Origin of the sequence: Lactobacillus xylocopicola, assembly GCF_033096005.1 — a bacterium.
GTDB lineage: Bacteria > Bacillota > Bacilli > Lactobacillales > Lactobacillaceae > Lactobacillus > Lactobacillus xylocopicola.
Map to the genome: position 1 here is coordinate 447,628 of NZ_AP026803.1, position 23,662 is coordinate 471,289.

Below are 23,662 nucleotides of genomic sequence, written 5' to 3' on the forward strand. Positions count from 1 at the left end.
TGATTGTGCTTGCGGGCATGGCGGAATTGGCAGACGCGCAAGACTAAGGATCTTGTGATCGTTTTTAGATCGTGGAAGTTCGAGTCTTCTTGCCCGCACTGAATAAAAATGGAGCTTCGGCTCCATTTTTTTGTTTTGCGCCAGGCTAGCGCCCGGTTTATTTTAAAAAATAATTACATTGCATAATTTCACCGTAAGACGGGTATACTTAAGGTAATAAGTTAAAGGTAAGGGTTTTATATGGCGAAAAGACGGAAGAGCCGGAAGCAATCTAACTGGCAGATTATTATCCGAACGTTCATAATTTTATTTGTATTAATTGTTGCATTTGCCGCTTTTCGGTACTACCGCCGACAGGCAATTCAGTCTGAGCAGCTGCGTCAGGAGCAAATCGCCCGCGAAGAAGCTAGACAAAAGATCATTAGACAGCATAAGGCCTTTATTAAAGAGATTGGCCCGATTGCCAAGGAAGTCAACAAGTCTTTTGAACTGCTGCCGAGCATTGCTATTGCTCAGGCCTGCCTGGAGAGTGACTATGGCCAAAGCAGTTTGTCGCAAAAATATAATAATTTGTTTGGCGTCAAGGGGACCAATCCCAATACTTCAGCGATTTTATCAACTAAGGAATATGAAAAGGGTAAGTGGGTCGTAGTGAAGGCGCGTTTTCAGATTTACGATTCCTACGAAGCATCAATTCGGGCCCATTCACGCCTTTTTCAAAAGGGGACTAGTTGGAACGCCCACCAGTACCAGCATGTTTTGGCGGCGCAGAACTACCGTAAACAGGCTTACGCACTAGTCAAGGATGGCTATGCCACCGACCCGGAATATGCCGAAAAGTTGATTAAGTTGATTGAGCAATACCACCTTGACCGCTTCGACAAATAAAGGGCGATTCAATCAATTAGCCCTTATTTTTGGTACAATAAAATAGTTATAATTTTTCAGGTTGAAGGGAATTAGAATGAGCGAAGAATCGATTTTAGCAGGATTAAACCCGCAACAGCAACAGGCCGTTAAGACAACCGAAGGGCCATTGCTTGTCGTCGCCGGTGCCGGTTCGGGCAAGACTTCGGTTTTGACCCGCCGCATCGCCTACTTAGTTGATGAAAAAGAGGTATTGCCGTGGAATATTTTGGCCATTACCTTTACTAATAAGGCTGCTAGCGAAATGCGGGAGCGGGAACGAAAGTTACTCGGAGACCGTGCTAGCAGCATCTGGATGTCTACCTTTCATGCCCTGTGCGTGCGGATTTTGCGGCGTGATGCCGAAAAAATTGGCTACGGGAGTAACTTCTCGATTGCGGATGCAGCGGAGCAATTAACGCTGGTTAAACATATTGAACGGGAGCTCAACATTAACCCGAAGATGTACGAACCGCGGGGTATTCTGGCGGCGATTTCCAATGCTAAAAATGACTTATTAACACCCGCTGCCTTTGAGGCCAGCAGTTCTTCGCCGTTTGACAAGGTGGCCGCTGAAGTCTATCACGAGTATCAAAAGCGGTTGAAGCATGACCAAATCATGGATTTTGACGACTTGATTATGCAAACTTTAGTTTTGTTTAAGCAGGATCCAACCGTGCTGCATTATTACCAGAATAAGTTCCGGTACTTGCTTGTTGATGAGTATCAAGATACCAACCAAGCCCAATATGAACTGTGCCATGAACTTGCTGCTCAGTATAAGAATATCTGTGTAGTGGGGGATGCCGACCAGTCAATCTATGGCTGGCGCGGTGCCAACATGGAAAATATTATGAATTTTGAGCAAGATTATGAACAGGATGGGGTGCAAACGGTTAAGCTAGAGCAGAATTACCGCTCCACGGGCCATATTCTTGCCGCCGCTAATGCGGTAATTAAGAATAACGGTAACCGTAAGGCCAAGAACCTGTGGACTGACCAGGGTGATGGCGCAAAAATCACCTATTACCGGGCCCAAAGCGGTGATGATGAGGCGCATTTTATCATTGCCAAAATTCAGGAAGAGGTTGAGGCCAATAAGCATGCTTACAATGACTTTGCCGTCCTCTATCGGACCAATGCCCAGTCGCGAACAGTTGAAGAGGCCTTTGTGAAATCAAATGTGCCTTATCAGATTGTTGGTGGCCATAAGTTCTATGACCGTAAGGAAATCATGGATATTATGGCTTACCTTAAGTTAGTGGCTAATCCAAGCGATACAATGAGTTTTAACCGCATTGTCAATGTGCCCAAGCGGGGCATTGGGCAGGTCAGTGTGGATAAGTTTTTGACTTTGGCTCAGGACAATAACCTGTCTCTATTGGAGGCCTTTAATCATCTTAATATGGCAGGTCTATCGACCAGGGCAGCCGCCAAGCTGAGTGATTTTGGCGCTAAATTGCGCGATGCTATTATCTTTGCCAAAGATCACAGTGTAACCGGTTTGACTGAAAAAATTCTGCAGGACTTTGGTTATACGGATGCGCTTAAGGCAGAACATACCATTGAAGCTGAAACAAGATTAGAAAACCTGGATGAATTTTTGTCGGTAACCAAGCGGTTTGATGATGAATATGAAGCAGAAGACGATGACGCCAGCGTGCTCAGTGATTTTTTGGCTGAGGTTTCGCTATTAAGCGATCAAGATGACCTGGCTAATAATGATGAGCAAGTTACCTTGATGACTCTACACGCGGCCAAGGGCTTGGAATTTCCAGTGGTCTTTTTGGTGGGGATGGAAGACGGGCTCTTCCCACTGTCGCGGGCCTTAATGGAAGACGACCAGCTCGAAGAAGAACGCCGTCTTGCCTATGTCGGCATTACCCGGGCTAAAAGCAAACTTTTTTTGACTAATGCATATTCGCGAATGATGTATGGCCGCATGCAGAACAACCCACCTTCACGCTTTTTGGAGGAGATTGATCAGGCGGATCTCGATGCCGAAAATGCGGTGGTAACCAGTAGTGTCAATAACGGCTTCCAAGTTCAGACGGCGCCGTTTGCTACGGCTGATGAACGGGCCCGGGCTCAAGTTTATACTAGTCCGCAGGTAAAGCCTGCTGGTGCAATCGGAGCTGAGAAGAAGGGCTGGAATGTTGGTGACCAGGTTGACCATAAGGCCTGGGGACGCGGCGTGGTTGTTAAAGTTAACGGCCAAGGCGAAGACATGGAGCTCGATATTGCCTTTAAGGATAAGGGGATTAAACGGCTTCTAGCAGCCTTTGCCCCAATTAAACAGGTATAATGAAATAAGTAATAAGACAAGATTTTGAATCAGGAGGGGTAAAATGGCAGATTTGACTCTTGATGAAGCCAGAAAAGAAGTGGTCGCGCTTAGAAACAAGCTCGATAAGTGGGCAGATGAATACTATTCTAAGGATGAGCCGGAAGTCACAGATAGGGTCTACGACCAGAACTACAACCGCCTACTAGAACTGGAGCAAAAGTTTCCGCAATTGGTGACGCCAGATTCGATTACGCAGCGGGTGGGCGGACAACTTGATAGTGCCTTTACCAAAGTTACGCATGAAGTGCCAATGCTTTCAATGGGTGATGTCTTCTCCAAGGAAGAATTGCGTGAGTTTGACGAACGGGTGCAGAAGCAGGTTGGTCATGCCGTTGACTACAATGTGGAACTCAAAATCGATGGTTTGTCGATTAACTTAGAGTACACCGCCGGAAAGCTAACGCGGGCTTCAACGCGTGGCAACGGTGTGGTGGGTGAAGATGTGACTGCTAACGCTCGCTTCATTGCGGATATTCCGCAGACGCTACCGGAAAAATTAACTACAGAAGTTCGGGGCGAGTGCTATATGGGCAAGGAAGCCTTTGCCAAGCTGAATGCGCAGCGTGATGAAGAAGGAGCCAGTGCCTTTGCTAATCCCCGTAATGCAGCTGCTGGTTCGCTCCGCCAGCTTGATGCTAGCGTAACCAAAAAACGGCACCTTAGCACCTTTATTTACACCTGGGTTAACCCGCCAGCAGATATCACTAGTCAGCACCAAGCAATTGCAGAATTGGACCGGCTGGGTTTTCATACCAACCAAACGGGCCGCAAGCTGGCTAAGCTAGACGAGATCTTCGCCTTCATTGATGAATACACCCAAAAGCGTGATGATCTTCCCTATGGGATTGACGGCATTGTCCTCAAGGTTGATGACTTGCAATTGCAACAAGCCTTAGGCAATACGGTCAAGATTCCGCGCTGGGAAATTGCCTATAAGTTTCCGCCTGAAGAACAAGCAACGGTTGTTCATGAAATCAAGTGGACGGTTGGCCGTACCGGTGTGGTAACGCCAACTGCCATTATGGATCCAGTCCAACTAGCTGGAACAACCGTTTCGCACGCTGTGTTGCATAATGCCGACTTACTGCGAGAAAAGGATGTCAGGCTTGGAGACACCGTTATGCTGCACAAGGCGGGTGATATTATCCCTGAAATATCGGAGGTAGTTCTTGCCAAGCGGCCTAAGGGGACGGAGCCTTATCCAATTCCCACGGTCTGTCCCTCCTGCGGGGAAAAGTTGATTCACCTGCAAGATGAGGTTGCACTGCGTTGTGTTAATCCGGCCTGTCCTGCTCAGATTGAAGAGGGCATTACGCATTTTGCTTCACGTCCGGCCATGAATATTGATGGTCTGGGACCTAAGATTGTGCGGCAGTTAATTAACCGTAAGCTGGTGCACAGTGTCGCTGACTTGTATCACTTACAGGCCAGCGACCTTGAACAACTGGACCACTTTAAGGATAAGGCTATCAGTAACTTGCTGACGGCAATTAATAACTCAAAGCAAAATTCGGTTGAGCTGCTTTTAACGGGACTGGGAATTGACCATGTGGGTGCAAAAGCGGCCCGCTTAATTGCGCAAAAGTTTAAAAATATGACTAAGATTATGGCAGCGGACGTGCAGGAAGTTGCAGCAATCGATACAATAGGCATGACCATTGCCGAAGCACTAACGACCTACTTTGCCCAGGATGAGGTTAAAGAACTAGTTGACCAGCTACGGGCCAGCGGGGTCAATATGGATTACCGCGGTCCCAGCGAAGAAACCCAGGCCGCCATTCCAGATAATTACTTCAAGGATAAGACAGTTGTATTAACGGGCACGCTGGCATATTATACGCGCAGCGACTTTACCAAAAAACTGCAAGCGCTTGGGGCCAAGGTGACGAGTTCAGTTTCGGGCAAGACAGACTACTTGATTTATGGTAAGGATGCTGGTTCAAAGTATACTAAGGCCCAAAAATTAGGTGTGCAGTTATTAACTGAGGAAGCAGCAATCGCTCAAGTTAAATAAAGGAATAGAGAAATTGAAGAAACACTTGCAGATTTTAGCGATTTTAGGAGCAGCATTGAGCCTGACTGCTTGCGGAAATTTAAAGAATTCCAACTTGGCCAACAATGCTAAAACATCGTCAGATTCGAATAATAAAACCTATCAAACAGCTGAAACGGGTAACAATGGTTATACGGTCTTGCTGAAAAACGGACACTACGTTACTAGCCCCATTGCTGGCTTAACTGCCACCAACAATGATAATTCGGTTGATACTCGTGAACTTGAACGCGGACTCGTGCAAATTTCTAAGGGGGAATATTCGACTAACTCTTTTCTTTTTCAAGAAGGGCAGTATATCAGTTCCACGGTTGCTAATGACTGGTTGGGGCGTAAGTCGAAGGCCAATCCAGCTGGACTTAACCCGGCATTGGGGTCTAAGAAGCAATATAATCCTTATTATTTAGAAGAGATTATTGAGCAAGACTATTTGACGGGCTCTGGTTCAAACTACCACATTGGTGGAATGAGCATTGGTCTGGCACTTAATTCAGTTGATTACTACCAAAAGACTAAGGATGGACCGGAATACCAGGCCGCCATTTCACGGTCCAAGCAGCAGCAGTACGGGCAAGCGATTGCCCAGCAAATTGTTGCCCGCTTGCGGAAGAAGAATGCACTAAAGAACGTGCCAATTACAATTGGTCTTTTTTCCAAGGAAAGTAAGGACGCGTTAGTTTCTGGAACTTACTTTTTGAGCGGGACAGCCGCTGCTAATAGTAGTAAAATAACTAAATGGAAAACTATTACTACCCAGGCCGAGGTATTGCCAACAGTTGGCAATAAGAAGGCAATTAATAGCAGTGACGCATCGAATTTTAACAGCTTTAAGCAATCAATTCAGAACTATTTTCCCAATATTAGTGGCGTAACTGCGAACTTACGCTATGAAAATGGCAAATTGGCGCAGGAAAATATCTCGATCACAACTCAATTTTACGGGTACGAGCAGATTCAGAGTTTTACCAGATTGGTTTTAGCCACCGCTAGAAAATATTTGGCTAATGATGTGCCGATTGAAATAAAAATCGGCTCGGTTAATGACGTGCAAGCGTTGGTTGCCAAAGAAACGGGCGATAGTAGTTATCAAGTCCATATTTATGGTGGGGAATAAGGAGGTATTTACGTGAAAATCACAGAAGAAACAATTAAACACGTTGCGGTCTTATCGCGACTGGAAATCAATGAAAAAGACCTTGGTCAGGTGACCGAGCAGATGAGTTCAATTATTAATATGGCAGATCAGTTATCAGAGGTTGATACCGCTGTTGTTGAAGAAACTGTTCAAGTAGTTGACCGTGACACCGTCTTTCGAGCAGACCAGCCAGAACACTGGCAGGATCGGACTGAACTGATGAAGAATGTTCCTGACCAGGCCAACGGCTTTATCAAGGTTCCGGTAATTATTAACAAGGATGAGGACGAGTAATGAACTACTTAAATGAAGATATTGACTCATTAAATCAAAAATTAGCCCAAGGAACGTTGGAGGCTGATCAACTGGCTCAAGATACGGTGGCCAATATTAAGCAGACTGATGACCAGTTGAATGCTTGGATCACGGTGCAAGAAGATGCCAAGCCCGACCAGGACCTGGATTTTGCTCATCATAAGTTAGCTGGAATTCCCATTGCCATAAAAGACAATATTATTACCAAGGATGTCAAGACAACTGCTGCTAGTCACATCCTGGATAACTATTTACCAGTTTATGATGCTACGGTTATTGAGAAGTTGAAAGAGGCACATGTTACCTTTGTGGGCAAGACCAACTTGGATGAGTTTGCAATGGGTTCGTCAACGGAGCATTCATACTTCGGTATTACCCACAATCCGTGGAACTTGGACAAGGTTCCCGGTGGTTCTTCCGGTGGTTCGGCCGTTGCGGTTGCTTCGGGTCAGGTAGTGGCCGCCCTGGGTTCTGATACCGGTGGTTCAATCCGCCAACCGGCTGCCTTTAACGGCATTTTTGGCATTAAACCAACCTACGGTCGCGTTTCCCGCTGGGGCCTGATTGCTTTTGCCTCATCGCTTGATGAGATCGGCGTAATGAGCAAGCGGGCCAAAACCTCAGCTCAGGTCTTGAATGTGATTGCTGGTCAAGATGAGCACGATTCTACCTTATCAACTAGAGCCGTACCGGATTTCACTCGATTTATTGGTCAAGCTGTCAAGGGGATGCGGGTTGCTGTTGTTAAAGAATACCTCGATGCAGTTGATGGCGACATGCACGATGTAATCGAGCAACAAATAGCCGTTTTGAAAGAGGCTGGCGCCATTATTGATGAGGTTTCTTTACCGCTGACTAAGTATGTTGTGCCAGACTATTACATCATCGCTTCAAGTGAAGCTTCTTCGAACTTACAGCGATTTGACGGTATTCGCTACGGCTACCGGTCCAAAGATGCTAAAGACTTGCTTGATGTTTATGTTAAGTCACGGTCTGAAGGCTTTGGTGAAGAAGTTCAGCGCCGGATTATGTTAGGGTCGTTTGCCTTGTCAGCTGGTTCATATGACCGCTTCTTTAGACAAGCGGCTAAGGTTAGAACCTTGATTTGCCAAGATTTTGACAGGATTTTTGCCGACCATGACGTGATCGTGGGACCTACGACGACTACTCCAGCCTTTGATATTGGCAGTGAAATTGCTGATCCAATCAAGATGTACAATAATGACATCCTGACCATTTCGGCCAATTTAGCCGGAATTCCAGCGGCCAGTGTACCAGCCGGTTTGGTTGACGGGATGCCGGTTGGCTTGCAAATCATGGCCAAGCGCTTCGATGAGGGCAGCATCTTCAAGGTAGCCGACTTTATTGAACGTAGTAACAAGTTCTATGAACAAACACCAACTGGAATGGAGGATTAATTGATGAATTTTAAATCAACGATTGGGTTCGAGGTTCACTTCGAATTAAAAACGAAGAGTAAGATTTTTTCACCTTCACCAGTAAGTTACGGTGCCAAGCCCAACACGGAAACTAATGTGATTGACTGGGGCATGCCCGGGGTGCTGCCATACGTCAACAAGGACGTTTACCGGTTAGGAATTATGGTTGCGCTAGCTACGCACGCTCATATTTTGCCTAACACGCACTTTGACCGGAAGAATTACTATTATCCCGATAGTCCGAAGGCTTACCAGATTACCCAGTTTTTTCAGCCATTAGCCCGCGACGGCTACGTGGAAATTGAAGTGCACGGCAAGAAGAAGCGCATCGGTATCCATGAAATGCATATTGAAGAAGATGCTGGTAAGAACACACACGGTACCAATGGTTTTTCTTATGTTGACTTGAACCGGCAGGGCGTGCCGCTACTGGAAGTTGTTTCGGAGCCCGAGATTGCTGATCCAGACGAAGGCTATGCTTATTTAGAAAAACTACGGAAAATCGTTCAGTTTACCGGAGCTTCCGATGTTAAGATGGAAGAGGGTTCAATGCGGGTTGACACCAACATTTCAATCCGTCCAGCTGGTCAAAAGGAACTGGGCACCAAGGTTGAGATGAAGAACCTGAACTCCTTTGAGCACGTGCGCAAGTCGCTGGCTTATGAGCAAAAGCGCCAAGAGCAGGTTTTACTTGCTGGCGGTCGCGTTCAGTTGTCGACCCGCCGCTTTGATGATGCTACGGGCAAGACGGTCTTAGAACGGGTAAAGGAAGGCGATGCGGACTACCGCTACTTTCCAGAGCCTGACCTAGCACCAGATCACATCAGTCAGGAATGGATTGATGAGATTGAACAGACCCTGCCGCGTTCCGCTGAAGCGCGCTACCAGCAGTATACCGGTGAGTTTGGCCTTAAGGACTACGATGCCGAGGTACTGTTGCAAACCAAGGAAAGCTCTGATTTTTATGATCAGACCGTGGCTGCAGGAGCCGATCCGCAACTGGCTGCCAACTGGATGAATACTCAGGTCAACGGTTACTTGAATGATAACCGTGTTGACCTAGCCGATATCGCGCTTACGCCGGAACACTTGGCTGCCATGATTAAATTGATTAAGGACGGCACGATTTCATCCAAGATTGCCAAACGAGTCTTTGCCGAAACCGTTAAGAATGGTACGGATCCGCAGAAGTTTGTTGAAGATCAGGGCATGGTTCAGTTATCCGATACCAGTGTACTTGAGCCGATGGTCAAGGAAGTCGTTGACAATAATCCACAATCGGTCGAAGACTTTAAGAATGGTAAGGACCGGGCAATTGGCTTTTTGGTTGGTCAAATCATGAAACAGACCCGCGGCCAGGCCAATCCGAAAGTCATCAACCAGCTTTTGAATAAAGAATTGCAAAATCGTTAAGATGCTTTGGTAAGAAATTAAGTAAGGGATAACTATGACTAAAAAAGCAAGATTGATCTATAATCCTGTATCTGGTCACGAACAGATGCCCAAAAATGTTGCTGATATCCTTGATACCATGGAACAAGCGGGGTATGAAGCGAGTGCTTTTAGAACTACGCGGGAAAAGCAGAGTGCACAAAAAGAGGCCACGCGGGCAGCCCAAGCAGGCTTTGAGCTGATTGTAGCGGCTGGTGGTGATGGTACGATTAATGAAGTTGTCAATGGCATTGCCTTTTTGGATAAGCGGCCGAAGATGGCGATTATTCCTGCTGGCACAACTAATGACTATGCCCGTGCCCTGCATATTCCGCGCGAAAATATTGCGGAGGCTAGCAAGGTTATTCTCAAGCATAAAACTCAAAAAATGGATATTGGCCAGGCAACTTTTGCCGGTGAAAATCAGTACTTCGTCAATATTGCGGCCTGTGGTTCATTGACAGAATTAACCTATGGGGTGCCATCCGAGATTAAATCTGCCTTGGGTTATACGGCTTACTTGATTAAGGGGGCAGAAATGCTGCCGAACTTGACTGAGAACGAGCTCCGTCTAACCTATGATGAGGGCGTTTATGAGGGTAAGTTGGCGATGTTGCTACTTGGCATGACCAATACGATTGGCGGCTTTGAGCAAGTGATGCCTGATGCCGAACTTTGCGATGGCCTGTTTCAGTTAATGATTGTCAAGACATCCGAGCCGGTAAAATTACTAAGGCTCATGGTTTTGGCGATGAACGGCAAGCATGTTGACGATAATGACATTATTTATACCAAAACGACCAGCCTGAAGATTGAACTACTGGGTAAGAGTGTTGGCAAGAAGCTGCCAGTTAACCTTGATGGCGAAATTGGTGACTACTGTCCAGTTACCTTTAAGAACTTACAGCAACGGATTGAATTTTACGTTGGCGAATAAATTAAAATAAATAGGCTTCTACTTAGAGTAGGAGCCTATTTAATAGCAAAAAAGCGGCCGGCGCCGCTTTTTTAATTTAGATATTCGATGTCTTCTTGAGGATTTACTTTGAACGTCCGGTAGTTGGGTTCTTTAGCCAGTTCTGGAGTCAACTTAACACATCTAATGCGTTGGTTGCCATAAGTTGAATAATAGTAGCTGCGGGATTCAGCGCAAATGTAGGCTGAGTAGCAGGTGTAATCAAAGGTACCGTCCGTAGTTACAACGATTCCGCGCGGGATGCTGACCGATTCCAGCATATGATGAGCGAGACTGACTGCCGCAAACTCATCTGGGGCTTGTTCAACGTTGTTTTTCATGAAGGCGGTTCTGATGAAACGGGACACAGGGGTAAAGTCTCCTGGTAGACCAAAGGTACCTGAACCTTGACTAAATGGCCTGAGGGTTTTACCAAGGAATTCAATCTCGGCGTGTTGTTTAGGTCTGACAGCAAGGTAATTCCGTAAGTTGGTTTCGTGCCAATGGTAGTCGGGGCTATTCGTCATCACGCCGACTGAATCCTTAATAACGTGGATACCATCAGCTTGGGGCTCAATAATTACACTGGTACCAGAAGTATCGGAGAAGATGTAGTGTAGCGGCGGCACAACTTTCAAGGTCGGACTGGCCTCGTTGACCAGAGCCAGTTTATTTTGGAACAGGTCCTCAACGTCAGTCAAGGAAGCGGCTTGCGATAAAACGGCGGAGATTACCTTGTCAGGAGAAACAGCCCACTTGTTGGCCTCAGCTCGCTCCACATAGTTGGCGTAGCCAGGGAAGTATAAGACGGCTCCGGTTACGCCGGCGTCGTTGACTCCGTCAAAGGTAATGGGCGCATTGTCGCTATCCTGAAGTTGTCCCATACCGAGAAAGGCGTGTTTGCTGGTGATTTCTTGCTGATCCTGATATGAAACGATGAAGGGCTGGTCTTTTGGGGTAAAAACAAGCTCCTGGGCCATCTCCATCATAAAGTCCATTGTTCGGGACAAAAAGTGCTTTTTGTCCTTGGTTTCCATTGTAAAACTGCTACAACCAATCATATTATTCCTCACTTGTTCTAGTAACATTAAAATTAAATATGATAAAATTATAACCTGCTTAAGCATTCGGTGCAAGGCTTAATACTATATGACTGGCCTTGTTAATTGGCTGCCGGCGCTGTATCAATGGGTAAGACCTGACCAGGACGAGTAACAAAAACTAGCAAAAAAGTGCCTTTAATAACTAACAATCTTCGTTAATTATTAAAAGCACTTCACTTTGATTAAAATATAATGATGATATAACTAGTTGCGACTACTACCACCAAAGATCTCCAGTAAGAACAAGAAGATGTTGGCGAAGTCTAGGTAGAGCTGCAGTGCTCCAATAGTAGCTAGACCGGTAGAGGAAACTTGGTCGCCGTAATTATTGTAGATATTCTTCATCTTGTTGGCGTCACTAGCGGTTAAACCAGTAAAAATTATTACGCCGATGAAGGAGAAGATGTAGGTGATGGTCGGGTTGTGCAGAAACATGTTAACAATCCAAGCCACGAGGAAACCGAGCAGTGCGGCACTCAGGTAGGAGTTCCAGTTAGACAGGTCCTTCTTGGTGAAGGTGCCAAAGGCGGCCATCGCGATGAAGACCACCGCTGATGAAATAAAGGCAGAAGTAATCTGCGTGCCAGTGTAAAAACCTGCAATCAGAGCAAACTCAAAGCCATAAATCGCGGCAAGGAGACCAAGCATAATCAGGCTGGCAACTGGGTTGCGGTTGGCTTTAGCGCTGATTCCCCATGATAGGCCAAACGGCACGAAGAGCAGTATCCACATGAAGGTAACTGGCATACCCATTACGGCAGACCGAAAGACGGTCATGGTCAGGTAGGCGACTAAGGCCGAGACCAGCACTGAAGCACCCATCAAGGCATACATTTTGGTCAAAAAACCATTAGTTTCGGAAATGGAGTGGATTTGGCGTCTGTCTGAATTATTTTCAAAGTTATTCATAAAGCACGTCCTTTCTTTAATTATATTAATATTTAAGCTAACACATCGCGGAGGAAGAGTGAAGGAAAACGAATTAACTTAAGGTAATATTTAAGCTAACGCAAGTAATTACTTTTGCTGCATTTTCGAGTAAAATAGATATGTTAACTAATGTTTGTAAAAAAGGACAAAAGATGGAAAAGAATCAAATTATCGACTTAGAAATTACTGACTTGTCATATGAAGCCATGGGCGTCGCCCACTACGAGGGGATGACGGTCTTTGTCACTAGTGCCCTGCCGGGCGAGACGGTCAGCGCGAAGGTCTTGAAGGTGAAGAAGCACTTCGCCTTTGCCAAAATCGAAAAGATTATCAAGGAAAGCCCCGATCGCGTCAACATTAAGCTCAACGAGTGGGTGCAGACGGGTCTGGCGTCACTGGCCCACATCAAGTACGACAAGCAGCTGGAATTCAAGCGCACCCAGGTGGTCAATTTGCTTAAAAAGGCCCACCTGGACAACGTTGAAGTTGGCGAAACGCTGGCTAGTCCTGAAGAGACGGGTTACCGCAACAAGGCTCAAGTACCGGTGCGCGAAGTTGACGGCCAACTCGACATCGGCTTCTTTCGCCGCCACTCGCACGATTTGGTGCCGCTGACCAACTTCTTCACGACCGATCCCGAAATTGACCGGGTCCTGGTCGCGGTACGTGATGTCTTGCGTCAGTATCGGGTGCCAGCCTACGACGAAATCCACAACAAGGGTGAAGTCCGCTATTTGGACGTCCGCCGGTCGAAAGCGACGGGCGAAATCATGGTGATTTTGGTCTGCCTGCACAAGGACTTCCGCCAGTTACCTAAAGTGGCCGAAGCCATTAAGGAAATTGACGGCGTGACCAGCCTGGTCCTGAATTATAACCCGAAGAAGACCAACGTCATCCTGGGCAAGGTTGACTACCTAATCTTTGGTAAGCCTCAGATCACTGACCAAATCGGCGATGTTAAATTCCGCATTTCACCTGAAAGTTTCTTCCAAATCAACTCGCTGCAGACGCCGCGCCTTTATGATTTAGCCATCAAGCAGGCCGACCTTAAACCAACTGACTTGGTCGTTGACGCCTATTCCGGCATCGGCACCATTGGCTTAAGCGTAGCGGGTCACGTTGAGGCCGTACGCGGGATTGAGAGCGTCCGCGACGCGGTCAAGGACGCCAACAATAATGCTGAACTGAACGACATCCATAACGCCAAGTATGTTGCCGGTAAGGCCGAAGAAGTCATGCCGAAGTGGGCTGCCCAGGGTATGAAGGCCGACGTGATCTTCGTTGATCCACCAAGAAAGGGCCTGACGCCAGAATTTATTGAGGCCGCCGTCAAGACTAGCCCCAAGAAGATCGTTTACGTCTCCTGCAACCCGGCCACGCTCGTGCGCGACCTGCAGGACTTCCAAAAGCACGGCTACACCTTCAGCCGCATCGACCCCGTTGATATGTTCCCGCAAACCCCGCACGTCGAAGCCGTAACGGTGCTGGAACGCACAAAAAAACGCGGATTTGATAGCATTTACGAGTAATCGAAAGTGTACTAATTCTGATTTGGACGATCGGAATTAGTATATTTTTTGCTTTTGGGGCTGGCGGGTCGAGTTTTCTATATTTTATTTCGATAGGGGAGTACATGACCATCCAATTAGCACTGAGATATTTAAAGTATTGTTAGTCCCTTTTCAAGCTAGACAAGTGTTTTTTGTATTGTCAAGAAATTATTTAGTGCTGCCGATACTTTTTTAGATGCTAGAATGCCATAATCAGTAGTGATATTAGTTTTGAGAGGATTTGAAACTAACTTGGGGTTAAAGAACGCTATGGTAAAGTGTATCAAATACTACAATCAAAATAGAATCAGGTACATGCTAAAAGACCGCATCTCAATTGAATATCGGAATACGCCCTTGACGAACATGAATTAATGTTAACGTCCAACTTTAGGGTTTAACTTCATACATTCTATCTGTTATGAGCTTTTATCTTTAATTCGACACTGTGCCACATTGTTCGCTAATGAACTAATGATTAGAATACGTTAAGTATTTACATTGCAGACAGTAAATAAGTATTGATAAGTTAAACCAATAGTATATCATTATAATTAAATGTAAAATTGGAGCGATGCATAAATGCTAACGACGAAACAGGTACAAATTAAATTAAATGTAACGCGGCAAACACTTTATTTATGGCGTAAACAAGGGCGTATAACTACAATTAAAAAAAAGAATGGTCAAATTCTTTGGAATGAATCTAAAGTTTTAGAATTAAAAAGCAAACGAGAGAGAGAGAGTAATACCAAAAATAAGAAAATGAATTTTGAAATTCAAAACCGAAGATATCTTGGATCGAAGGAAAAACTATTACCTTTTATTAGCAAAATTGTACATAAGCACATGAGAGAAGTGAAAACTGTTGCTGATATTTTTGGTGGAACAGGTGTTGTGGCAGATATGTTTGCTGGAGAAGGTAAACGTATCATTGTTAATGATATTCTTCATTCTAATTATTTGATTTATCAAACGTTTTTCAGCAATGAGGAAATTGATTCTGGACTAATTAGACAAGCGCTAAATTATATGAACAGTCTTCAAGGATATGGTGATGGATATCTAAAAAAAGTATACGGTAATAGGTATTTTAGTTTAAGAAATGCGGATAAAATTGGTAGTGCACGTCAATGGGTTGAGGACAATAAGACACAATTTAATCATCGAGAATACGCTAGTCTTATTACTTCTATAATCTATGGTAGTGATAAGATTGCTAATACTGTTGGTCATTATGATGCATATCGTAAAAAAATGGACTCTTTTAATGATGTAACATTTAAAATGCCGGTAATTCATAATTACAGTAATAATAATATATACAAAGAAGATGCTAATAAACTAGTTCGTCATATCTATGCTGATTTAATTTATATTGATACACCATATAATTCACGGCAATATGTGGATACATATCACGTTTTGGAAAATATTGCTGATTGGAATAAACCAGAGGTTGTTGGTGTTGCTAGAAAGAGTATAGATAGAAAAGGTAGGAAAAGCGAATATAATTTAGTTAGTGCTCCACAAGCGTTTGATGATTTAATAAGTCATATTAACGCTAAATATGTTTTGGTATCGTTTAGCAATATGTGCCACAAAGGTGCAGGACGATCAAATTCAAAGATATCTCATGAGGAAATAATCACCTCTTTAAGCAAACGTGGCCAAGTTAGTGTATTTTCTAAGGAATTTAAACCATTTTCTTCTGGTAAGTCTAATATTAAAAATCATCAAGAATTATTATATTTGTTACGGGTGAAGCAGCATGATTAAATCATTTTTAAACTACACAGGAAGTAAATATCGTATCATGGACCAATTAATATCTTTATTTCCTGGTCACTGTGATTCGATGGTTGATATTTTTGGCGGTAGCGGTGTGATTACCGTTAACTATCAAGGTACTGATAATTTTATTTTCAATGACAATAATAAACCGTTAGTAGACCTTATCAATTACATTGCAAACCACTCTATAGAATCCATTGAAAAATCTGTTGATAAGATTATTGCCGAATATGGTTTAACAGATACAATGTCCCATGGATACGAATACTATCAAGCTTCTTCGACCAAGGGACTTGCTGATATTAATAAATCCGGTTACTTAAAATTACGTAAAGATTACAATAATTCAAAAGATCTAACGCTGAAGCCTTTGTATTTATATACTTTAATTATTTTTGGATTTAATAATCAGATTAGATATAATAAACGAGGACTTTTTAATAATCCTACAGGAAAACGTGACTTCAATAAAAATATGAGAAAAAAGCTTCAGGCTTTTAGTAGTGCATGGAAAGCAAAATCTCCTTATATAGTTTCAAAGGACTTTCGTAATATTGAAATTGCCAAAAGTGATTTTGTGTATGCTGATCCTCCTTATTTAATAACAACAGCTACTTATAATGAAAATGGTGGTTGGACTGCTAAAGATGATCAGGATCTTTTGGATTATTTAGATAAAATTGAAAAAAAGGGAGCAAAATTTGCTCTTAGTAATGTTTTAGAACACAAAGGAAACGAGAACGTTAAGCTCATTAATTGGAGTAAAAAGTATAATGTATTTAATATTACCAACACATTTAAAAACTCTAATTATCATACGAAGCGTTCATCAAGTAAGGAAGTATTAATCACAAATTATGAAACTTCAATCTGACGAAAAAATATTTAATTTGTATGACACAAATGGGAGAAGAAAGGATATTTTAAATGCCTATAAGATTTATCTAACAATATTAAATGATATAAACATAAACCAGGTTAATCCGTGGGCGCCATATCCGAAATCTCTAAACCAATATAAATTTTATAAACGAGCAGTTAATGATTCTATTGGTACGTTTAATGAACATCCTCAATATGACGCCTTTGAGGATTACTTAAAAAGCAATCCACTCTTTAATAAAAAGTTTTATAAGCTAGATTCGTCACTAGACTTTAATAAAGTGATTTACACAAATAAAAAAGGAAAAGATTATACAATTAAAGCAATTTTGGATACAGCCATTGAATCTCGTGCTCGCCACTATACCTCGTCTTTGAACAATATTGGTTTTGTGTCAAACAATAGAGAATTAACCCCATCAGGGAAAGCGTTAATTAGCCCTTCAGTAATTAATACTGATATTTTGGAAAAAAATTTAAATTTATCTTCGGATAATTTATTAACGTTACGCCAAATTCTTAAAGTAAGAATTTTTGATTCAAAAGGGGAACGATATTATTCTCCAGGAAAGTTTGCATTATATTTGGTTTTAAAACAGTTTAGTGACAGGAATATTTATAGTGTTTCAAATTTTATGAAAATTGTGCAATTAGTATCGCCTACGGGTAAATACACTATGAATGATATTGATAATCAATTACAAAAAAACGGATTTGAAGGACTTTTGTCATTGCTCATTAACAATGGTAATAATAAAGAAACGGAATTTATTCAGAATTTAGGTGACAAACAAATTCCGAAGAATGAATTTTATAAATTATTTACTAACAGGAAATCGTCAATTACTAGTGATATTTATTTTGATTTCTATAATTCCTTATGTAAATTTATACTAGATCGTAACGAAAGCAATTTTATTGAAATTAAAGAATTAATGAAAAAGAGTCGAAATAAAGAGATTTTAAAGAAAGCATTTGGCTATGGGAAGAAAATTTTTAAGATTTCCCCCAAGACATCATTTAGAAAATTTATGTTTGATAATGGTAATCATGAATTCCTTAAATGTTCCTCGATAAGAGAGTTTAATCATACTTTTTATAGCTTTTTTACCGGTTCTAAGTCTGCAGATCGTCTAAAAGAAAACAAAAGTGAAACTAAATATATTCTTGAGGCTACAGGATTATTTAAAACAGAATCTGGAATTATGACTATTAGAAACGAGGATCTATTTAAAAATCAGAAGATTATTATGAGTCTTCGAAATGATATTTTAAATTCTGGCTCTTTTGATGATTATGAATCTACACCTACAAGTTCGTTTGGCCAAATGAAGCCTTTGATAGAAATACTGGGCACTACCGAAAAAGACGTTGAGCTACAGATTGACTTAGTAACAAAGAAATATGGATTAGATAAGTCTACATCTCTTGAACAGTATCTGGATAATAATCGGTCGCAGGAATTTGAAGACTTTGTCAAGAATGAATTTCCAAAAGAAAAAGTGTTTGATATTCTTTGCTTGTTTAAGAATAGGGATAATGATGCAAAAATTCAAAAAGAAGTAACAAATAAAGCGGATGTTCCAACAATTTTCGAATATGTTTCAGGGCTTGCTTGGTATTATTTATCGGATGAGCATTATTGCTTATTGAAAACTTTTAGACTAACGTTTGATGCAAACTTTTTGCCATTAACTCATGCAAGTGGTGGAGATGGTGACCTTATTGTTAACTATAATGATAGGGTGCTGATGATTGAGGTTACCTTAATGAATAAAAATGCACAAAAAAGAGGAGAATGGGAACCTGTTCTACGTCATTCAGTAAACTTATCTATTAACTCTGATAAACCCTCAACAACATTATTTCTTGCTGATAAACTTGACAATAATACTATTAATATTTGGAGAGCAGTTGCCTCAGTACCTTTAGAATCATCTAATAAAGTAGGTAGCTTTACAGATACAGCAGTTAAAATTATGCCATTGCAAATTGATGATTTTATTGCATTTAGCAAAGATTCGGGCTTTAGTTCAAAACATTTAATGAATGCAATTGATAAATCGTATGAGCCGTTAGCAAAAAAATCATTTGATAATAAATGGAGAAATGAAATTATCGAATCTGCGATAAAATAGATAATAAGTTTAGTGAAAAATTTCCTAAGGTAAATACTTTAGATTTGCTGCGGAGTGATCGTTACAAAGATCCTGATTATTATTCTGTGTAAAAAATGATTATGTAGGATTATTTTGATAAGTTTTACCCTAAATCACCTAGAACACTAGCTTTAATATTAATTTCTAAAATTCAACAAAATTTGGTAGTTTAGGGGCGAGTATCCTAACTATATTTGGAAGTACTTCGAAGAAAACAATATTGACGTCAAGATGGAAGAAGGTGATGAAGACTTAATTAAGCGCTGTGTGGTTGATTTTATTACATTCAGCTATTATCGATCACGAGTTATCTCGGCGGATTACGAAGAGCCAGCAGAAAAAACAACGGATTCATTAGAAGGCCTGGTTAATCCGTATCTTCCCAAAACTGACTGGGGCTGGTCGATTGACCCGACTGGTTTGAGATTAGCTTTAAATGATCTATGGGATCGGTACCAAAAGCCATTGTTTGTAGTAGAAAATGGTTTAGGAGCGAAAGACCAAGTTACTCCTGACGGAAAGATCCATGATACATACAGAATTGACTACATGAGGGAACATATTCGGGCAATGAAAAAGCAATTGAGGCTGGCGTTGACTTGCGCGGCTATACAATGTGGGGACCGATTGATATTGTAAGTAATGGTACCGGTCAAATGTCTAAGCGTTACGGCATTATTTATGTAGATCGTGATGATAAAGGGAACCCTTAAAAGAATAAAAAAGACAGTTTTGCTTGGTATCGCAAAGTTATTCGTTCAAATGGTGAGCATTTAATGTAAAGTCATTTTTATATCAAGTGATTAAAAAGTCACGAACATGTCTCGTTCGTGACTTTTCACTTATCCCAGCTATATTTCCTTTTTCAGAATGTCCGCCAGCACTCGTTCCTTTAATTCGCGGCTGTCAACGTTGGTGTGGATCTCATAGCCGCGCGCCAGGACTTCGCACAAGTAGAGTTGGGATACCTGGCCCGCTACGGAACCGATGTTGGAGAACTCGCTAACGGCGGTTTGTAGTTGAACGTCACCCAGTTTAGAAATGGGGGCGCCCAGATCGTTAGAAATGGTGATAATTTTGGCCCCATTTTTCTTGGCCAGTTTCAATGAATCATAGGTGTCCTTGGTGTGCCCAGAAAGCGACAATCCGACTACGACATCCTCCTTATTTAGCATGGAACTGATCTGTACTTGGATATGAGGGTCAATTTCGGCGTGGGCAATCAGTCCAATGCGCAGCCAGGTCTTGGCGAAGTCCAAGGCAGACTCGCCTGAGTGACCAATCCCAAACAGGTAAACTTCACTAGCTTGGGCCAACAATTTGACTGCGGCGAGCAGGTTTTCGGAAACAAGGAGGTTTTCGGTTTTCTTAATTGAATTAATTAATAAATTGGCACTGTCGACATAGAATTTCTTGTGGTCGATGCGTTGATTAGCCTGACCTTGCGTAATTGATTCTTGTGCCAAGAAGATTTTTAAGTTAGAAAAACCCGAAAATCCGAGCTTTTTGCAGAGGCGGATGATGGTGGCGTCACTGGTATTGGTAGCTGCACTTAGGGATTTAGTTGTATCATAAATTACCCGTTCGGGATGGGTAGCAATAAAGTTGGCTAATTTTATTTCAGATTTGGTTAAATCATCTTTATATTTGTTAAATAATTGAATAAAATTCATAATTGTTAAAGTTCCTTGTTTTTTATTAAAGTATACCAGTTTTTTCAAAAAATGATTGCTTTTCTTTAGCTATAATAATATTATATTTTGAGTAATAAAACTTCAAAACTACTTTTTTTGGGAGAAAAAATACAGATGAAGCAAGAAGACTTTGCCAGGCAGGTTCATGGGGGCTTAATTGTTTCATGTCAAGCACTGACCGGCGAGCCGCTCTATTCTGAAACGGGCGGCGTCATGCCACTCATGGCCAAGGCTGCAGCAGAAGCTGGAGCAGTTGGTATCAGGGCCAACACGGTGCGCGATATCCAAGAAATTAAGGCCGTCGTTGACTTGCCGCTCATCGGCATTATTAAGCGGGACTACCCGCCGGAGCAACCCTATATTACGCCGACCATGAAGGAAGTTGATGAGCTGATTAAGACCGGTGTTGAAGTTATCGCCTTTGATTGTACTTTAAGACCAAGGCATGATGGTAAGACGACCACTGAATTTATTAAAGAAGTCAAGCAAAAGTATCCTGACCAGCTCTTCATGGCTGATATTGCCAATTTTAATGAGGCCCAGCAGGCTTATGAAGCGGGCATGGACTTTGTCGGGACCACGCTTGCGGGCTATACTGCTGAGAGTGCACATAAACCTGGTCCCAATTATGCTTTAATCAAAAAAATAGTTGCTGCTGGCATACCCTTGATTGCCGAAGGTAAGATTCATACGCCAGCTGAGCTCAAACGGGTAATTGACCTGAATCCTGTGGGCGTCGTTGTTGGTGGTGCGATTACCCGGCCCCTGCAGATTGCCCGCACTTTTACCCGGGTATTTGCCAGCAAGTAGGAGAGTAAAATGACTAAAAATAACCGATTCGCGGCAATTGGCCAGTGGTTCACTCAACTAGGCCAAGCTTTTATGCTGCCAATTGCCATTTTACCGGTAGCCGGGCTGTTGTTAGGGCTAGGCGGTGCATTGACCAATGCCGCTGCTATCTCAGCCTTTCCGTTACTGAATCAACCCTGGTTACAGAACAGCTTAAAAATTATGAATATGGCCGGCAATGCGGTGTTCAGTAACTTAGCCCTAATCTTTTCAATCGGTCTGGCCGTGGGATTGGCGAAGGGGGACAAGGGGACTGCTGGTCTAGCCGGAGGTGTGGCCTATGTGGTATATGCGTCCACCATTTCGGGTCTACTCCAACTGTTTAATCCAAAAAATACCATTGATACCGGAGTTTTGGGGGCAATTGTGATTGGCTCGGTGGTCGCGGCCTTGCACAACCGCTACCGCAAAATTGAGTTGCCGCAATTTTTGGGCTTTTTTGGGGGATCGCGCTTTGTCCCGATCATTTCCGCAATTGCGGCTATCGGTTTTGGGGCAATCTTCTATCTCATTTGGCCACCTCTTCAAGGCTGGCTGGTTGCTGCCGGCCAAGCCATTGCAGCCATGGGTAGTTTGGGGAGCTTTCTTTATGGCTTTTTATTGCGGTTGACAGGAGCCGTCGGCTTGCACCATACGATCTACCCCATGTTCTGGTACACTGCGCTAGGAGGAACGGCAGAAGTTGCCGGTCGGACAGTTGTTGGTGCGCAAAATATCTTCTTTGCCCAACTGGCTGATCCCAACTTCCATGGTCTCTTTACCTACGGTACCCGCTTTTTTGCGGGGCGGTTTGCCACCATGATGTTTGGTTTGCCAGGTGCCGCTTTGGCTATGTACTACTGCTTACCCCAGGCTAACCGCCAAAAAGCTGGTGGTCTGTACTTGTCCAGTGGCTTAACGTCCTTTCTGACCGGGATAACGGAACCGCTGGAGTATTCATTCTTGTTCGTTGCGCCCTGGCTTTACGTGCTTCATGCCTTCCTTGATGGTTGTTCCTTTTACCTGGCCGATATCATGAATATTCGCATTGGTAACTCTTTTTCTGGTGGTTTGATTGATTATCTCTTGTTTGGGGTTTTGCAGGGTAAGGACAAGACTAACTGGCCCAAGGTCTTGCTGCTAGGCTTTGTTTGGTTCTTTCTTTACTTTTTTCTCTTCACTTTTTGTATCAAAAAGTTCCATGTTAATATTCCCGGCATGCAGCTTGCTGACAACGGTGGTGGGCAGCCTAGTGCTAAACATGGTCCGCAAACGGGCCAGCAGTTGTATGACGAGTCTAAACAAATAATTGCGGCTCTAGGGGGAGCAGCAAATATTAAAACCATTTCTGCTTGTGCGACTAGATTGCGCATTGCCTTAAAGGATAACCGTGAGATTGACGAAGCCAGCATTAAGCAGTTGGGCTCACCTGGAATCTTAAAAGTTGGCGGTGGTATTCAGGCTATTTTTGGCGGAAAGGCTGATCTTTATAGCCAGGAAATCAATGAGATTCTGGCTCACCCCGAAAAAGTCCCGGTCGGCTTAAGCGATCAGCAACCTGTTAAGGCTGCTGGTGCAGCGGGCGGACAAGTTGAGTTTGCAGCCACTGGTAGCGGCTTGTTCAGGGATTTGACCGAGGTCAATGACGAGGTTTTTGCCCAAAAAATGATGGGTGAAGGTTTTGCGGTTGAACCCAGCAGTGACCATGTCTATAGTCCAGTAGCCGGTGAAGTGATGACGGTCTTTGATACGAAGCACGCCATCGGCATAAAGACGATAGAAGGGCTTGAAGTTCTGGTTCACATGGGAATTGATACCGTGGAGCTAAATGGTAAACCGTTCACGGTAAATGTTAAAGGAGGCGATCAAGTAACTGCAAGTACCATACTTGCCACAATGGACCGGGCTGCCATCACCGCAGCCGGTAAACAGACAGCTGTCATCACAGTTATCACTAATGCGGTCAGTCATGTGGCCCAATCCATGGCCGAGGTGCAAACCGACTCCCAGGTTAAGGCGCATGATGGTGTCTTCAAGGTTTTGACTAAGTAAACTGTTGTGCTATACCCCCAATTTAGCATACCTTTAATGACCAGTTGACAAGCATTAGATGACATGATAAATTGGCACCAAACGAGACG

17 protein-coding genes, 1 tRNA gene and 1 pseudogene are annotated in these 23,662 nt (G+C 43.1%); 16 read left to right on the forward strand and 3 right to left on the reverse strand.

All coding sequences use genetic code 11. The annotated features are described in order from the left end of the window. Positions 1–11: 11 nt before the first annotated feature. The 9 genes from R8389_RS02355 (at position 12) to R8389_RS02395 (ending at position 10,563) form a co-directional block, all read left to right on the forward strand. Positions 12–98: transfer RNA gene (locus R8389_RS02355), tRNA-Leu, on the forward strand. 142 nt (positions 99–240) lie between these two features. Beyond that, positions 241–888: a glycoside hydrolase family 73 protein gene (locus R8389_RS02360; protein WP_317637882.1), complete on the forward strand. Its 648-nt coding sequence runs from the start codon at positions 241–243 to the stop codon at positions 886–888. A 76-nt stretch (positions 889–964) separates the two neighbouring features. Beyond that, positions 965–3,211 (forward strand): DNA helicase PcrA, encoded by a 2,247-nt coding sequence (gene pcrA / locus R8389_RS02365; RefSeq protein WP_317637883.1) that lies wholly within the window; start codon positions 965–967, stop codon positions 3,209–3,211. Positions 3,212–3,254: 43 nt separating this feature from the next. Next, complete coding sequence (gene ligA, locus R8389_RS02370; protein WP_317637884.1) at positions 3,255–5,267, forward strand: NAD-dependent DNA ligase LigA; 2,013 nt, start codon at positions 3,255–3,257, stop codon at positions 5,265–5,267. Between the two features lie 13 nt (positions 5,268–5,280). Continuing rightward, positions 5,281–6,420, forward strand: coding sequence for a CamS family sex pheromone protein (locus R8389_RS02375; RefSeq protein WP_317637885.1), 1,140 nt, complete (start codon positions 5,281–5,283; stop codon positions 6,418–6,420). A 12-nt stretch (positions 6,421–6,432) separates the two neighbouring features. Continuing rightward, positions 6,433–6,735 carry an Asp-tRNA(Asn)/Glu-tRNA(Gln) amidotransferase subunit GatC gene (gene gatC, locus R8389_RS02380; protein WP_317637886.1) on the forward strand — a complete coding sequence of 101 codons (303 nt, stop codon included), beginning with the start codon at positions 6,433–6,435 and terminating at the stop codon, positions 6,733–6,735. Next, the gene (gatA, locus tag R8389_RS02385) at positions 6,735–8,174 is read left to right on the forward strand and encodes an Asp-tRNA(Asn)/Glu-tRNA(Gln) amidotransferase subunit GatA (protein ID WP_317637887.1); all 1,440 of its coding nucleotides are present in this window, start codon (positions 6,735–6,737) and stop codon (positions 8,172–8,174) included. Before gatC ends, gatA begins: the two co-directional genes overlap by 1 nt. Positions 8,175–8,177: 3 nt before the next feature. Beyond that, complete coding sequence (gatB, locus tag R8389_RS02390; RefSeq protein ID WP_317637888.1) at positions 8,178–9,608, forward strand: Asp-tRNA(Asn)/Glu-tRNA(Gln) amidotransferase subunit GatB; 1,431 nt, start codon at positions 8,178–8,180, stop codon at positions 9,606–9,608. 34 nt (positions 9,609–9,642) lie between these two features. Next, entirely contained in the window at positions 9,643–10,563 is a 921-nt protein-coding gene (locus tag R8389_RS02395) for a diacylglycerol kinase family lipid kinase (RefSeq protein ID WP_317637889.1), read from the forward strand. A 71-nt stretch (positions 10,564–10,634) separates the two neighbouring features. On the opposite strand, the gene R8389_RS02400 is transcribed toward R8389_RS02395, so the two are convergent. Together R8389_RS02400 and R8389_RS02405 are read right to left on the reverse strand one after the other, a co-directional pair. Next, positions 10,635–11,642: a choloylglycine hydrolase family protein gene (locus R8389_RS02400; RefSeq protein ID WP_317637890.1), complete on the reverse strand. Its 1,008-nt coding sequence runs from the start codon at positions 11,640–11,642 to the stop codon at positions 10,635–10,637. 246 nt (positions 11,643–11,888) lie between these two features. Further along, a complete protein-coding gene (locus R8389_RS02405; RefSeq protein ID WP_317637891.1) occupies positions 11,889–12,593 on the reverse strand; it encodes a Bax inhibitor-1/YccA family protein in 705 nt (234 codons plus the stop codon). Between the two features lie 173 nt (positions 12,594–12,766). On the opposite strand from R8389_RS02405, the gene rlmD reads away from it, so the two are divergent. The 5 genes and pseudogenes from rlmD to R8389_RS02430 all read left to right on the forward strand — a co-directional run bounded on the left by rlmD (position 12,767) and on the right by R8389_RS02430 (position 19,712). Beyond that, on the forward strand, positions 12,767–14,143 hold the full coding sequence (gene rlmD, locus R8389_RS02410; protein WP_317637892.1) for a 23S rRNA (uracil(1939)-C(5))-methyltransferase RlmD: 1,377 nt from the start codon (positions 12,767–12,769) through the stop codon (positions 14,141–14,143). Positions 14,144–14,746: 603 nt separating this feature from the next. Further along, positions 14,747–15,943, forward strand: coding sequence for a DNA adenine methylase (locus tag R8389_RS02415; protein WP_317637893.1), 1,197 nt, complete (start codon positions 14,747–14,749; stop codon positions 15,941–15,943). Further along, a complete protein-coding gene (locus tag R8389_RS02420) occupies positions 15,936–16,832 on the forward strand; it encodes a Dam family site-specific DNA-(adenine-N6)-methyltransferase (RefSeq protein ID WP_317637894.1) in 897 nt (298 codons plus the stop codon). Before R8389_RS02415 ends, R8389_RS02420 begins: the two co-directional genes overlap by 8 nt. Then, on the forward strand, positions 16,816–18,978 hold the full coding sequence (locus R8389_RS02425; protein WP_317637895.1) for an AlwI family type II restriction endonuclease: 2,163 nt from the start codon (positions 16,816–16,818) through the stop codon (positions 18,976–18,978). The genes R8389_RS02420 and R8389_RS02425 overlap by 17 nt, the downstream gene beginning before the upstream one ends. A 240-nt stretch (positions 18,979–19,218) precedes the next feature. Next, positions 19,219–19,712, forward strand: a pseudogene (locus R8389_RS02430) (family 1 glycosylhydrolase). A 138-nt stretch (positions 19,713–19,850) separates the two neighbouring features. On the opposite strand, the gene R8389_RS02435 reads toward R8389_RS02430, so the two are convergent. Continuing rightward, positions 19,851–20,672: a MurR/RpiR family transcriptional regulator gene (locus R8389_RS02435; RefSeq protein ID WP_317637897.1), complete on the reverse strand. Its 822-nt coding sequence runs from the start codon at positions 20,670–20,672 to the stop codon at positions 19,851–19,853. Positions 20,673–20,807: 135 nt separating this feature from the next. Between R8389_RS02435 and R8389_RS02440 the strand changes: the two genes are divergently transcribed. Beyond that, entirely contained in the window at positions 20,808–21,503 is a 696-nt protein-coding gene (locus R8389_RS02440) for an N-acetylmannosamine-6-phosphate 2-epimerase (protein WP_317637898.1), read from the forward strand. 9 nt (positions 21,504–21,512) lie between these two features. Continuing rightward, positions 21,513–23,573 carry a PTS sugar transporter subunit IIABC gene (locus R8389_RS02445; RefSeq protein WP_425604649.1) on the forward strand — a complete coding sequence of 687 codons (2,061 nt, stop codon included), beginning with the start codon at positions 21,513–21,515 and terminating at the stop codon, positions 23,571–23,573. Positions 23,574–23,662 lie beyond the last annotated feature (89 nt).

Coding starts and splice junctions, on each gene's coding strand:
- R8389_RS02405 (WP_317637891.1), bottom strand. CDS start 12,593: ATGAATAACTTTGAAAATAATTCAGACAGACGCCAAATCCACTCCATT.
- R8389_RS02395 (WP_317637889.1), top strand. CDS start 9,643: ATGACTAAAAAAGCAAGATTGATCTATAATCCTGTATCTGGTCACGAA.
- gatB (WP_317637888.1), top strand. CDS start 8,178: ATGAATTTTAAATCAACGATTGGGTTCGAGGTTCACTTCGAATTAAAA.
- ligA (WP_317637884.1), top strand. CDS start 3,255: ATGGCAGATTTGACTCTTGATGAAGCCAGAAAAGAAGTGGTCGCGCTT.
- R8389_RS02445 (WP_425604649.1), top strand. CDS start 21,513: ATGACTAAAAATAACCGATTCGCGGCAATTGGCCAGTGGTTCACTCAA.
- R8389_RS02435 (WP_317637897.1), bottom strand. CDS start 20,672: ATGAATTTTATTCAATTATTTAACAAATATAAAGATGATTTAACCAAA.
- R8389_RS02400 (WP_317637890.1), bottom strand. CDS start 11,642: ATGATTGGTTGTAGCAGTTTTACAATGGAAACCAAGGACAAAAAGCAC.
- gatA (WP_317637887.1), top strand. CDS start 6,735: ATGAACTACTTAAATGAAGATATTGACTCATTAAATCAAAAATTAGCC.
- R8389_RS02420 (WP_317637894.1), top strand. CDS start 15,936: ATGATTAAATCATTTTTAAACTACACAGGAAGTAAATATCGTATCATG.
- R8389_RS02440 (WP_317637898.1), top strand. CDS start 20,808: ATGAAGCAAGAAGACTTTGCCAGGCAGGTTCATGGGGGCTTAATTGTT.
- pcrA (WP_317637883.1), top strand. CDS start 965: ATGAGCGAAGAATCGATTTTAGCAGGATTAAACCCGCAACAGCAACAG.
- R8389_RS02425 (WP_317637895.1), top strand. CDS start 16,816: ATGAAACTTCAATCTGACGAAAAAATATTTAATTTGTATGACACAAAT.
- rlmD (WP_317637892.1), top strand. CDS start 12,767: ATGGAAAAGAATCAAATTATCGACTTAGAAATTACTGACTTGTCATAT.
- R8389_RS02360 (WP_317637882.1), top strand. CDS start 241: ATGGCGAAAAGACGGAAGAGCCGGAAGCAATCTAACTGGCAGATTATT.
- R8389_RS02415 (WP_317637893.1), top strand. CDS start 14,747: ATGCTAACGACGAAACAGGTACAAATTAAATTAAATGTAACGCGGCAA.